The organism is Hyphomonas sp. GM-8P, assembly GCF_003263315.1.
Classification (GTDB): Bacteria; Pseudomonadota; Alphaproteobacteria; order Caulobacterales; family Hyphomonadaceae; genus Hyphomonas.
In genome coordinates this window covers 20340-32746 of record NZ_AWFE01000060.1, presented here as the reverse complement: position 1 = coordinate 32746, position 12407 = coordinate 20340, and the positions used below count along the sequence as shown (strand labels likewise).

The following is a 12407-nucleotide window of genomic DNA, read 5'->3' as shown; positions in this document are numbered from 1 at the left end:
TGACTGAAGGCAGCACTTGGCCTGCGCGCGCATTGCCTATATGCGGGCGCCTTGGACGAAACGTATCGGATTTGTCATGCAGAACGTTATCCTGGTGATCCACATCCTCGCTTGCCTGGTCATGATCGGGCTGGTGTTGGTTCAGAAGTCGGAAGGCGGCGGTCTTGGGATCGGCGGCGGTGGTGGCGGTGGTGCAAACTCGCTGCTGTCTGGCCGCGGTGCCGCGGGCGCTGTCGTGCGTTCGACCATCATTTTTGGTGCGATCTTTTTCATCACCAGTCTCGCGCTGACCACTCTGGCCAACCGTGAAACCGATACACGGTCGGACATTGAGCGCGTGCTGGCGCCAGAGGACACTTCACCTGCGCCGAGCACACCCACCGATCTTTTCGATCCGTCGGCTCCGCTGCTTTCCGGGCAGTCCGGCCTTTCGGACGAGAGTGTCACGACACCGGATGCTGCAATGGAACCAGCAGAAGGAACGGGCGAGGCCGCAGCTGAACCGGAAACGCCTGCGCCTGCGCCTGAAAGTGGTAATCCCCAATAAATCGCCTGCGCCTCTGTTTTTGGCGCGCCAGCTAAAACCGAATCACGGCATCAGGGTGTTCCCATGATCCGCTATATTTTCATTACAGGCGGCGTGGTGTCCTCCCTTGGAAAGGGTATCGCTTCCGCCGCCCTCGGCGCATTGCTGCAGTCACGCGGCTATGGCGTCCGTTTGCGCAAACTTGATCCATACCTGAACGTCGATCCGGGCACGATGAGCCCCCGCCAGCATGGCGAGGTTTTTGTGACCGATGATGGGGCGGAGACCGACCTTGATCTCGGCCATTATGAGCGCTTCACTGGCGTCTCGGCGCGCCAGTCGGACAACATCACAACCGGGCGGATCTACAAGCACATCATCGAGAAAGAACGGCGTGGCGACTATCTCGGCGCGACGATCCAGGTCATTCCGCACGTAACCAATGAAATTAAAGACTTCGTCCTCTCCGATCCGGGGGAGGGCGTGGACTTCGTGTTGTGCGAAATCGGTGGCACGGTAGGTGACATCGAAGGCCTGCCATTCTTCGAGGCCATTCGGCAGCTGGGCCAGGAATTGGGGCCAGACCGTGCCTGCTTCATCCATCTGACCTTGCTGCCCTACATTCCGGCGGCCGGCGAGATGAAGACAAAACCGACCCAGCACTCGGTGAAGGAACTCCGATCCATCGGTATCCAGCCGCAGGTCTTGCTGTGCCGCTGCGACCGGCCCATCCCGGAAAATGAAAAAGGCAAAATCGCCAGCTTCTGTAACGTCCGACCGTCCAGCGTGATCGAGGCCCGTGATGTACGGCATATCTACGACGTGCCGGAAGCTTATCACGAGCAGGGGCTGGACAAAGAAGTGCTCGCGCACTTCCGTATCGACAATGCGCCAGAACCTGACCTGTCTGGCTGGCAGAAAATCGCCACGACGATCCACAACCCGGACGGTGAAGTCTGCATTGGACTTGTTGGCAAATACACCGATGTACCGGACGCCTACAAATCCGTTGCCGAGGCGCTCAGTCATGGTGGTCTGGCCAACAATGTCAAAGTGTCGGTGAAGCTCATCAATTCCGAGGAATTCGATGACGAGCATCGCCCGCTCGACATTCTCGAAGGCGTTCACGGCATCATCCTGCCGGGCGGCTTCGGCGAACGTGGCGCCCACGGTAAGATGCGGGCGGCCCGTTTTGCGCGCGAACGCAAAGTACCGTGCTTCGGCATCTGCTACGGCATGCAGATGTCGGTGATCGAAGCCGCGCGCCACATGGCCGGTATCGAAGACGCCAACACGACCGAGAACAATCCCTCGACACCGAACCCGCTTGTCGGCCTGATGGAAGAGTGGACACAGGGCAACGAGAAGCAGGTCCGCACCGCAGATAGCGACAAGGGAGGCACGATGCGCCTCGGGGCTTACCCGGCCCGCCTGAAGGAAGGCAGCAAGGTCGCGGAAATCTACGGCACCCTCGACATCTCGGAACGTCACCGCCACCGGTATGAGGTCAACGCGGCCTATATCGAGGCGCTCGAAAAGGCCGGCGGACTATTCTCCGGCATGTCGCCCGACGGCACTTTGCCTGAAATCTTCGAGATCCCGGCGCACCCATGGTTCATCGGTGTTCAGTACCACCCGGAGCTGAAATCCCGTCCGTTCCAGCCGCATCCGCTGTTTGCCAGCTTTATCGATGCGGCGGTGAAGCAGAGCCGTCTGGTCTAAGCTGGAATTTCCTTTCCAGCCCAGTCGAAACATTTTCCGGTGTCGGCGGGCGTCAAACCGTAGATCACTCGAAGCAGGTGGGAAACCGCGTTTGGTGGCGTGAACAGTTGCCCGTCCGGCAGGTTTCCTTGGAATGGTTTGGACAGGAGGGTATCCACGGTCCCGGGGTGCAGGCCCGCAACAATGAAATCTGAATTCAGGCGAGCCTGTTCGATCGCATAATTGCGAAGGAGCATGTTCAGAGCCGCCTTGGATGCACGATAGGCATGCCAGCCGCCGAGACGATTATCTCCAATAGATCCAACACGCGCAGACAACGCTGTGAACACAGCCCGTCCGCTCCTTGGCATCAGAGGCAAAAAAAACCGAGCGACCAGCGCAGGCCCAAATGTATTTACACGGAATACACGTTCAAAAGCCTGCAGGGACTGCTGTCGATAGGATTTTTCGGGCTGAAGTGCATTGCCATCCGAGAGAATGCCAGTCGCGATAATAACCAGACGGATATCATCTTCGTATTTCAACGTGTCTGACAGGCGGGCCAAGTCAGATTCTACGGTGATATCCACGGCGTGAGGCGTGACCTTGCCGGTCGCAGCTGGGCCACTGCGGGATATCGCATGAACCCGACGGATTTCCGGCCGCTCGGATAACCGGGCAACAAGCTCAGCGCCGAGACCGCCAGAGGCGCCGAATACTATCGCTTGCATGAGTTGGCGGTCCCAGAATTGTTCAAGCTTTTGAGAGCTGGAACTGGCCGACATTGATGCGCCCATCCGAGAACCCTGCCTCGCAATAGGCGAGGTAGAAGTTCCACATGCGGCGGAAAGGTTCATCAAAGCCGAGTTTAGCGATCTGGTCCCAGGCGTCATTGAAGGCGCGCGACCATTCACGGCAGGTGCGGGCATAGTCCTGACCGAAATAGGTCACACCGTCATGACGCAAACCGGCCAGCTGGAACTGTTCCTTCAGGGCTTTCTCGCTCGGCAGCATGCCGCCCGGAAAGATGTGACGCTGAATGAAGTCGACGCGTTTGCGGTATTTCGGGAACAGGTCATCGTCGATCGTGATGATCTGAAGCGCCGCCTTGCCGCTGTCTTTCAGGGTTTCAAAGATCTTGGCGAAGTAGCTTGGCCAGTAAGACTCGCCGACGGCTTCGAACATTTCGATGGAGGCGACGCCGTCATACTTGCCGGTGTGGTCTCGATAGTCTTCCAGACGGATCTCTACGCGCTCACTCAGGCCTTCGCGCTGCATCCGCTCCATCGCATAGTCGCGTTGAGAGGGGGAGATAGTGAGGCAGGTCACTTTCGATCCGCGTTGTTTTGCGGCGAATTCCGCGAAGCCGCCCCAGCCGCATCCGATTTCGAGGATTTCGCTGGATGGGCCTGCGCCGATCCGGTCACAGATGTTCCGGTACTTCGCCTGCTGGCCCTGTTCCATCGTCATGTTCGGACTTTCGAACACGGCCGACGAATATGTCATGGAGGGATCGAGCCAAAGGGAATAAAAATCATTACCAAGGTCGTAGTGGGCCTTGATGTTCTTCTTCGCGCCCTCTCGTGTGTTCCGGCTGGAAAAGACGTGGCGGACCATGTTGACCCAGCGCACAACCGCGCCGCCGACCGCAAGTCTTCCAGTGGCCTCAAAATTCGCCGAGAAGAAACGCAGGACTTCTGTAAGGTCGGGTGTCGACCATTCGCCATCCATGTAGGCTTCCGCGAAGCCGACATCGCCGCCCGCCATGGCGCGTTTGACAAAATTGTAGTCGTGTACGGATATTATTGCATGTGGGCCCGGATGACTATTCCGGAATACGAGCTGCCGGTCATCGGGTAATCTGAATTCCAGCGTTCCATGCTGTGTGTTCAGGAGAGCAAGACAGGCAATCCTGAAACTGGCCGGAACGTTTTTAAGGGTCCGGATCGTGTTGGGCGAAGCTGTTATCGTCCCGGTCATTTCATCTCCCTCTGGCAGTAGGGAACTCGCCCTACTTTGCCAGAATGGTCCATCGAATCCAACTATTTCCGGAAATTCCTGTTTCATTGACATCCAGTATCAGGCGTTTGAGCGTTGAGATTTAAGGGTTTCATAGGCGTTAAGGGCCCGCTCGCGAGCGGGTTTATGTTGGACAAGCGGGTTCGGATAATCCGCGCCAAGCTTAATTCCGGCCTGCGACAGCGTCTGTTCATCAGCCGTCCATGGCGAGTGGAGATATTTGTCTGGCAGCGCAGCAATCTCCGGGCACCAGCCCCGGACGTAAGCGCCATCTGTATCGAATTTCTCGCCCTGCGTGATCGGATTGAACACACGGAAATAGGGCGCCGCGTCTGCACCGGACCCTGCCGTCCACTGCCAGCTCGCCGGGTTGGATGCAGGGTCTGCGTCTACCAGAGTATCCCAAAACCATTCTTCGCCATCTCGCCAGTGCAGCAACAGATGTTTGGTCAGGAAAGAGGCAACGATCATCCGGACACGGTTGTGCATCCAGCCGGTTTTCCACAATTGCCGCATGCCGGCGTCAACGATCGGGTATCCCGTTTGTCCGGTCTGCCATGCTTTTAATGCGTCCTTGTCGGTCCGCCATGGCATGTAATCGAAATCTGAGTTGTAATTCGCTTCAGCCAGATCAGGTTCGTGATAGAGCAGGACATAGGAAAATTCCCGCCACGCTATTTCCGACAGGAATTTCCAGCCACCGTCTTCGCCGATGTGTCCTGCTTCCATCGCGGATGTCACTGTGCGCCATATCTGTGCCGGGCCAATCTCTCCGAACCGAAGATGAGGCGACAGGCCCGAGGTTCCGTCGTCCTTGCCCGGAAGATTCCGTTCTTCAGGATAAGTATCGATCGGGGCATCCAGGAATGCTTTGAGGCGCTTTGAAGCCCCGGCTTCCCCCGGCGACCACATGGCATCAAAGCCGGTCGACCAGTCTGGTTTTTCGGGATGCAGGCCCAACTCATCAATTGCCAGCGAATACACCTTTGGACCTGACAAGTCCTTCGGTCTGGGCAGGGCCTCGGGCGCTTCATAACAGGCACGCAGCGCTTTCCAGTATGGCGTGAATACCTTGTAGAAGCCACCCGATCCCGTTTTCAGGACCCAGGGTTCCACAAGCAGGCGGGCATTGAAGCTTTTGGCATCAATGCCCTGATCCTTCAGGTGCGCTTTGACTTCCGCATCCGTCTCACGTTCGGCGGCGCCATAGCGGCGACTCCAGTACACCGTGTCGGCTCCGGTCTCGTTGATCACCTTGTCCAGGCAGGCGCTGCCATCGCCTGCCCGGACTGTCAGCTGTCCACCCAGCTGTTCGATATCGCGCGAGAGTGCTTTGAGGGACTTGTCGAGCCACCAACGCGAAGCGCCGCCGAGACTGCGTTCGCCGTTCTTCCCATCCATGTGGATGAACAGGCAGATGATCGGCCGACCTTGTTTGGCTGCTGCGTGCACTGCCGGGTTATCGGAAAGCCGAAGATCCTCCCGAAACCAGACAATAATGGGGGCAGATGAAGCAGGCAGGTCGATCTTCCTGAAGCGTTGACGTTCGACAAAGATACGTACCGCAAGTTCGTTTGGATCCATCCATCATGCGGCTTCACCTTTTACGAGACTATGTCAGCGGCTATATCCTCAGAAAAACCGGAGTAGAGCATGTCCGATTCCCTTTTGGCCGGAACGGTAAGCGGCTGATGGCGCGCGCTTCCCTGATAGACCTGATCGCGAAGGCGGCCGGGCGGAAAATCGTTTGCGTCGGCGACGTGATGCTCGATCGCTTTGTTTATGGCGACGTCTCCCGCATCTCGCCCGAGGCCCCGGTGCCAATCATGCGCCGGACGCGGGAAGCCTCCATGCCGGGCGGTGCCGGGAATGTCGCTCGAAACCTTGCCTCGCTCGGGCTGCATACGGCTCTTATTGGCGTTGTGGGCGACGATCCCGAGGGGCGGGAATTGGCCGCTCTTCTGGGCAAGTTACAGAATGTCGAAGCCGACCTGATCGCAATGCGCGGCCGCCCCACGACGCTCAAGACGCGCTTTGTAGCTGGTTCTCAGCAATTGTTGCGAGTGGACGCGGAAGAGGTCGCCGGCATAAGCCAAGACACAGAGAACCAGCTCGTTTCAGCGATCCATCAAGTGTCCTCGGATGCTGCCCTCATCATCCTGTCGGACTATGCCAAGGGGGCGATGACGGATGGCGTCATCAAGGCGGCACTCGATGCCGGAGAAGCGTTCGGCATTCCCGTGATTGCCGATCCGAAAGGGCGAGACTTTCGCCGCTATGGCGCGGTCGATCTGATCAAGCCGAACGGCCACGAACTCGCCCACGCGTTCGGCATGCCGACGGAGACTGATCAGGATGCAGCAGCCGCCCTCGCAGCGGCGAGCAAAACCCTGCCAGCAAAGGCCGTTGTCGTGACCCGTGCGGCCAAAGGCATGTCGTTCATTACGAAAGATGGCGACGTGGTCCACAAGGCCGGGAAGGCACGTGAGGTCTATGACGTGTCGGGGGCGGGGGATACGTCCATTGCCGCACTTGCCCTCGGACTGGCCGGCGGAGGCACGCTCGGTCAGGCCGTTGATCTGGCAATCGCGGCCTCCGGTATCGCCGTCGGCAAATCCGGCACGGCGACAGTGTCGGCAGACGAGTTGCGCGGCGCGCTCGAAATGGGTCTGGACCATGGCGGGGTCAGCCATATCCCCCTAGAAACAGCGCTTTCGCAGGTCTCGATATGGCGCGACGCAGGTCTGACGGTCGGCTTCACCAATGGCTGTTTCGACATCCTTCATCCCGGGCACCTGAAAGTGCTGGAAGAGGCCAAGAACCGCTGCGGCCGCCTGATCGTCGGCTTGAATTCCGATGCCTCGGTCAAGCGCCTCAAGGGGCCCACGCGGCCGGTCAATGATGCGGAATCCCGTGCGCGTGTCCTTTCAGGGCTGACAGTTGTGGACGCCGTTGTTGTCTTTGACGAAGACACGCCCGCCGCATTGATCGAAGCCTTGCAGCCGGATCTTCTCGTCAAAGGCGGTGACTACACGCTGGACACAATCGTCGGGGCGGATGTGGTGCTCGCGCGCGGCGGAACCGTCCACATTGTGCCAACGCTGGATGGCCAGTCCACAACGGCAGCGATTGCACGGGCCAAGGCAGGCGAAACATGAGTGAAGCCGCGCGCATTGCCGCCCAACTGTCCGCCCAGTACGGCGAAGATGCGGCTGTGATCGCCACGTTGCGCGCTGCCGAAGTGGCCGCTCAGGGGGATACCGAGGCGCTGGCACACTGGGATGAGGTGATTATCATTCTGGAGAACGGGGACAGACCCGGCGCCGCCCCGGCAAACTGACCTCTAGTTCGCTACGCCCTTTTTAAGCTCATATGTGCCGCGGGACGTCACATTGAACCATTCCTGGATATCAGGATGACTGAGCGGCTGTGCCGAGTCATCCGGCACGAGGTTTTGCTCGGACACATAGGCAATGTAGTGTGTGCGCTCATTCTCCGCGAAGAGGTGGTAGAAGGGCTGGTCCTTGCGAGGCCGCACTTCTTCCGGAATCGCCTCGTACCATTCGTCTGTGTTCGCGAATTGCGGGTCCACATCGAAAATGATTCCGCGGAACGGGAAGTGGCGGTGACGGACGACCTGGCCGATCTGGTATTTCGCCGTAAAGGTGGAAACAGCATTGTAGCTGACGTTCCGGTCAACCGGACGGTCTAGCACATACGGCGCATCGGCAGACGGCTTGCGCTTGCGGCCGCGTCCCCCGGTCAACCATCCCAACAGGCTACGTCTACTGGTCATTTACGTCTCCTGTGGTAGAGATTGCCCCAAGAACTCAGTTTGGGCCACATCATGGCTGACAAAAAAGCGGCGAACCGTCGGGGAAACCGGCGTGGTTCGCGCAAAGGGCGCAATGGACCGCTTTATGCGGCTGTTGACCTTGGAACAAATAACTGCCGCCTGCTCGTGGCGGAGCCGTGGGGGAAATCCTTCCGCGTCGTTGATTCGCATTCCCAGATAGCACGTCTGGGCGAGGGGCTGCACGAAACCGGCCGGCTGTCTGACGCCGCCATTGAGCGAGCGCTGGACGCCTTGAAGGCTATTCGCCGGAAACTGAAGAACCATGGCGTGGGGCGGGTGCGCTGCATCGCGACCGAAGCCTGCCGGCAGGCGGAAAATGGGCCGGATTTCATCCGGCGCGTCCACGAAGAAACAGGACTCACCTTCAAGATCATCAATGCCAAGGAAGAGGCACGTCTGGCGACAATTGGTTGCCACGATCTGATGGCAGACGACGCCAAGACGGTTCTCGTCGTCGATATCGGCGGCGGATCGACGGAACTGTCCTGGGTCAACGCCAAGGTCGCCCGCGAAGGCGGTTCTCATGGTCTCGTCAAACGTGCGCCGATCCAGGACTGGACCAGTTTGCCACTCGGCGTGGTCACGCTGCATGAGCGGTTCGGACACTTGCCGGAGGAAGAGGCGTTCCCTGCCATGCTCGACTATTGCGGCGAAGTGATCCGCGCCTGGAAGGGAACGGAACGCGTCAGCCGGGCCATGGGGCAGGATGGCTCCCATCTGATCGGTACGTCCGGCACGGTTACCTGTCTTGCAGGGGTTCACCTCAAACTTGACCGCTACAGGCGCGACAAGGTTGATGGCAGCTGGATGAGCCGCGAAGAGGCGGACGCGGCGGTAAAACTGCTGCGCGATCTCGGGCTGGAAGGACGCGCCACGCTGCCGACCATCGGAGAAGAACGGGCTGGCCTCATGTTGTCTGGCTGCGCAATCATGCAGTCGATCTGGGATGCCTTCCCGGGCGACCGGTTGCGCGTTGGAGACAGGGGCCTGCGGGAGGGCCTGTTGCTGTCCATGATGTATGGTGGCAAAGGCCCGAGAAAGCGCGGCACTCGCCGGCGCTCCGGCAAGGCCGAATTACCGGACGGCGCATCTGGGCCTCCGAAAGACAAAAACCCGACAGCGGAAGTGTCCCCATGACGGATGATGAAAAACGCCGCTGGAAAGGCCCGTCGGAAAAGCGCGGAACATCCGGGCGGCGGATGGGCGAACGCAAAATCATTGCGCACCGGGCAAAGAACGAAAGTTCCAAACGCTGGATCGAACGCCAACTGCAGGACCCTTATGTCCAGAAAGCGAAGTCAGAAGGCTATCGGGCGCGGGCTGCTTACAAGCTGCTGGAAATCGATGAAAAGCTGAACCTGTTCCGCCGTGGCCAGCGCGTGGTCGACCTTGGCTGTGCGCCAGGCGGCTGGCTGCAGGTCGCCCAGATCAAGGGCGCCAGTGAAATCGCCGGGATCGACCTCTTGCCGGTCGAACCGTTGGCAGGTGTCCACATCGTGCAGGGTGACATCAACAATCCAGATGATGTGGCTGAGCTCCTCAAGGGACTGACCGGCGCACCCGACCTTGTCCTGTCTGACATGGCGGCAAACACAACCGGTCACAAGCAAACCGACCATCTGCGCACGGTCGCACTCGTGGAAATGGCAGCAGCGTTCGCCGTGGAGCATCTCGCACCGGGCGGCAGCTTCTGTTCAAAGGTCTTCCAGGGCGGCGCGACGAAAGAAGTCCTGGATCTGCTCAAAGCGAACTTCACAAGCGTGAAGCATATCAAGCCACCTGCAAGCCGGGCAGGGAGTCCGGAAATCTTCGTCGTGGCAAAGGGTTTCAAAGGATAGGCTGGCTGCGAGAGGCGCGGGCTTACCTGATATTCACGACACCTTCGCCAAACGGAGAATCGTCCCTCTGAAAGTATCCGTTGTCCGGGAAAAGATCGATTGCAATGGACCGGATGCATTCGATCTCGGACCTGGACAGACGCGTCTGCCAATCGTTCTGACGCTCAAAGGGCGTCAGTTTTTCTCGTCCAGCGTTTGTCACCGGGCTGGCCGCGTCATTGGAGGCGAAGTTCACGGACGCAATATTCAGTTGGTTCAGGATGCTCGGGCCCTGCGCGACAACGTCTTCATATCGCACCAGGTGCGCCCGGCCCGTAACGACGCTTTTTTGCGCTGTCCGTTCGCTTAAACTCCACAAAGCGGCCAAACGTTCGACCGGCGTCTTGTCATAGCGAAGCAGGATGTCAGCAAGGTCGTATTCACGTGTTCCCTTGATGAAGTCCTCCATGTTGTAGTTCTGGCTCAGCCTGAAATCCTGAAAACGCCAAGCCCAATCTGTATCTTTGAAGCTGGCATAAATAGCGGCTGGATTTCTCCGGATGTGAATAACGGGAACCTGATACTGGTCGGAGATTTCATCGAGAATGAACCCAAGCCGGGTGGATTTGACGACCAGGTTCTTGGACCAGGTCCGGGATTCTTCCTTCCGAAGGAAATGCGTGTACCCGTGCGTCCCGACACCCTTGAATGCGAGATGGAGTTTGATCCGGTCGCGGGGAGTCAAGCAATTTGCGGACAGAGGCATATACACGTTCCGGCTTGCCGTATTTGCCCCTTTACTTAGTTGTCCCCAATGATGGCCGGCGGAAGGAGAAAAGGGTTCGAAGAGCGACTTTGCATCCATCGCGTCGACGAATGTTTGCTGCAGCCAGGTCGTCCCGCTGCGCCAGAAGCCGTTGATGAGCAAAGTATCACTCAAGTTCGACGCGCTGATGTAATCCATCAGAGCGATAGAGGTGAGTTTCAGTCGTCCCAAGCCGCGCACGTTTTCTACCTGAATCTGGAATGCACATGTACTGCCTGGTGACTGGCAATTTATGGACCAGATGATTGTTTAGAGCGCCGGGATTATAATAAATACTGCAGAAATGCGGATTTGGGTGATCGAGGCCGGTTCTAACATCAGGGCCGTGAGATCCTGCGGCTTCCAGATGTGGTACAATTCAAAAAGTCGTTGAATTACAACTATTAAAGGAAATCACAGGCGCGCTTCTATTGTATGATAGCCGGTCATGTTTCGGGCGCCGCGGCACGCACGCTGGAAATAGAAGTCGTCAGAGGCGCCCTGATTAACCGCCTCGTAGCCCAGATTCAGCGTCACCTGGTAATGGGTCACCCGGCCATTCGAGATGAAGCCGCGTGCCGTCATGACATCAAACCAGTCAGGTTCGCCGTATCCATCGCGCGCCACAGCAAGCGTTCTGGCAATCGCGTCATCCACGGAGATATCGGATATTCCGGTAATCTGTCGGCTAAATGAGCTGGCAGCAGGCATACGAGCAGGCTTTCCCGTTCTTTCGCTACAACTCCCTCCATTGAACCTATGCGCTATAGCCGTGTTTGGTTCCAATTAACTGTCGCTTGCACCGTGAATGCTGACGTTTCACAATGATGGCGACACATTGGGAGGAACAATCATGACCACGACAGGCGGCTGCTATTGCGGCGAAATCCGATATGAGGCGGACGGGGAGCCGGTGATGAAGGGCGAATGTCATTGCCGCGAATGCCAGTACCTTACAGGCGGTCAGGCCAATGACTTCATGGCAATGCCCACTGCCGGCTTCCGTTACACCAAGGGTGAGCCAAAGAAGTTCAAGCGAAGCGACCTCGACCATGCGGTCACGCGCGAATTCTGCGGCACCTGTGGGACGCATATTCTGACACGGTCTCCAGCACTGCCTGATGCCGTTATCCTGAAAGTCGGATCGCTGGATGATACCAGCCTCTTTGGCCAGCCGCAGGTCGTCATGCAGACAGCCGATGCACCGAGTTTCCACCACATTCCGGAAGGCATTCCGTCGTTTGAAAGATTCCCCGGATGAAGCCTGAGAGGCTGATCTTGATAGGGGCGGCGATCGCAACGGTCGCCGCCTGTAGTGCGCTCAGGGACTATCACGCCGCCAATCCGGACTTTGGCAGCTCCTTGCCGCCTTATGAGCGCATTCAGTTCGCGTCTCAGTTTGCGACGCCTGCAGAACGCGCGCGATGTGAAGCGGCAGGAGGAGTCGTCCAGAAAGCCGGACGGTTAGGCTGGCAGCACTGCGTTCAGAGTTTCGCCGACGCTGGCAAGGCATGTACCGGCAGCGACGACTGTCTCGGGCAATGCCGTTTGGCCGGCGACCCCGGATCGGTCGCGCCTGGCACGCCGGTCCAGGGAACTTGCCAGGCCAATGATGCGCCTTTCGGCTGCTACACGACCGTCGAGAATGGCAAAGCCGGCATGTCGATCTGTGTCGACTGAGAT

At 58.4% G+C, this 12407-nt stretch carries 14 protein-coding genes; 8 read left to right on the top strand and 6 right to left on the bottom strand.

Annotated features, from left to right (window positions below):
• The first annotated feature begins 76 nt into the window (after positions 1-76).
• Together secG and HY26_RS06245 are read left to right on the top strand one after the other, a co-directional pair.
• Positions 77-547, top strand: coding sequence for a preprotein translocase subunit SecG (gene secG, locus HY26_RS06250; RefSeq protein ID WP_034768106.1), 471 nt, complete (start codon positions 77-79; stop codon positions 545-547).
• Between the two features lie 63 nt (positions 548-610).
• Positions 611-2248, top strand: coding sequence for a CTP synthase (locus HY26_RS06245; RefSeq protein WP_034767986.1), 1638 nt, complete (start codon positions 611-613; stop codon positions 2246-2248).
• On the opposite strand, the gene HY26_RS06240 is transcribed toward HY26_RS06245, so the two are convergent.
• From HY26_RS06240 to HY26_RS06230, 3 genes are all read right to left on the bottom strand, one after another.
• On the bottom strand, positions 2245-2958 hold the full coding sequence (locus tag HY26_RS06240; protein ID WP_112073115.1) for an SDR family NAD(P)-dependent oxidoreductase: 714 nt from the start codon (positions 2956-2958) through the stop codon (positions 2245-2247). The genes HY26_RS06245 and HY26_RS06240 overlap by 4 nt on opposite strands.
• Positions 2959-2980: 22 nt before the next feature.
• Positions 2981-4207, bottom strand: a complete 1227-nt coding sequence (locus tag HY26_RS06235) for a cyclopropane-fatty-acyl-phospholipid synthase family protein (RefSeq protein WP_112073114.1) — start codon at positions 4205-4207, stop codon at positions 2981-2983.
• A 99-nt stretch (positions 4208-4306) separates the two neighbouring features.
• On the bottom strand, positions 4307-5830 hold the full coding sequence (locus tag HY26_RS06230; RefSeq protein ID WP_112073113.1) for a deoxyribodipyrimidine photo-lyase: 1524 nt from the start codon (positions 5828-5830) through the stop codon (positions 4307-4309).
• 107 nt (positions 5831-5937) lie between these two features.
• On the opposite strand from HY26_RS06230, the gene rfaE2 reads away from it, so the two are divergent.
• Positions 5938-7404: a D-glycero-beta-D-manno-heptose 1-phosphate adenylyltransferase gene (gene rfaE2, locus HY26_RS06225; RefSeq protein WP_112073112.1), complete on the top strand. Its 1467-nt coding sequence runs from the start codon at positions 5938-5940 to the stop codon at positions 7402-7404.
• Positions 7401-7586 carry a hypothetical protein gene (locus HY26_RS06220; RefSeq protein WP_112073111.1) on the top strand — a complete coding sequence of 62 codons (186 nt, stop codon included), beginning with the start codon at positions 7401-7403 and terminating at the stop codon, positions 7584-7586. Before rfaE2 ends, HY26_RS06220 begins: the two co-directional genes overlap by 4 nt.
• A gap of 3 nt (positions 7587-7589) precedes the next feature.
• On the opposite strand, the gene hspQ is transcribed toward HY26_RS06220, so the two are convergent.
• The gene (gene hspQ / locus HY26_RS06215) at positions 7590-7961 is read right to left on the bottom strand and encodes a heat shock protein HspQ (RefSeq protein ID WP_051600165.1); all 372 of its coding nucleotides are present in this window, start codon (positions 7959-7961) and stop codon (positions 7590-7592) included.
• Positions 7962-8093: 132 nt separating this feature from the next.
• On the opposite strand from hspQ, the gene HY26_RS06210 reads away from it, so the two are divergent.
• Together HY26_RS06210 and HY26_RS06205 are read left to right on the top strand one after the other, a co-directional pair.
• Complete coding sequence (locus HY26_RS06210) at positions 8094-9239, top strand: Ppx/GppA phosphatase family protein (protein ID WP_112073110.1); 1146 nt, start codon at positions 8094-8096, stop codon at positions 9237-9239.
• Positions 9236-9940 (top strand): RlmE family RNA methyltransferase, encoded by a 705-nt coding sequence (locus HY26_RS06205; RefSeq protein ID WP_051600156.1) that lies wholly within the window; start codon positions 9236-9238, stop codon positions 9938-9940. The genes HY26_RS06210 and HY26_RS06205 overlap by 4 nt, the downstream gene beginning before the upstream one ends.
• A gap of 22 nt (positions 9941-9962) precedes the next feature.
• Here HY26_RS06205 and HY26_RS06200 read toward each other — a convergent pair whose 3' ends face one another.
• Both HY26_RS06200 and HY26_RS06195 read right to left on the bottom strand, forming a co-directional pair.
• Positions 9963-10916: a sulfotransferase gene (locus HY26_RS06200; protein WP_146740188.1), complete on the bottom strand. Its 954-nt coding sequence runs from the start codon at positions 10914-10916 to the stop codon at positions 9963-9965.
• Positions 10917-11138: 222 nt separating this feature from the next.
• On the bottom strand, positions 11139-11435 hold the full coding sequence (locus HY26_RS06195) for a dodecin family protein (protein ID WP_051600157.1): 297 nt from the start codon (positions 11433-11435) through the stop codon (positions 11139-11141).
• Positions 11436-11577: 142 nt separating this feature from the next.
• Here HY26_RS06195 and HY26_RS06190 point away from each other — a divergent pair, with 142 nt between their 5' ends.
• Complete coding sequence (locus HY26_RS06190) at positions 11578-11985, top strand: GFA family protein (protein WP_034768003.1); 408 nt, start codon at positions 11578-11580, stop codon at positions 11983-11985.
• Positions 11982-12404, top strand: coding sequence for a hypothetical protein (locus HY26_RS06185; RefSeq protein WP_034768005.1), 423 nt, complete (start codon positions 11982-11984; stop codon positions 12402-12404). Before HY26_RS06190 ends, HY26_RS06185 begins: the two co-directional genes overlap by 4 nt.
• Positions 12405-12407 lie beyond the last annotated feature (3 nt).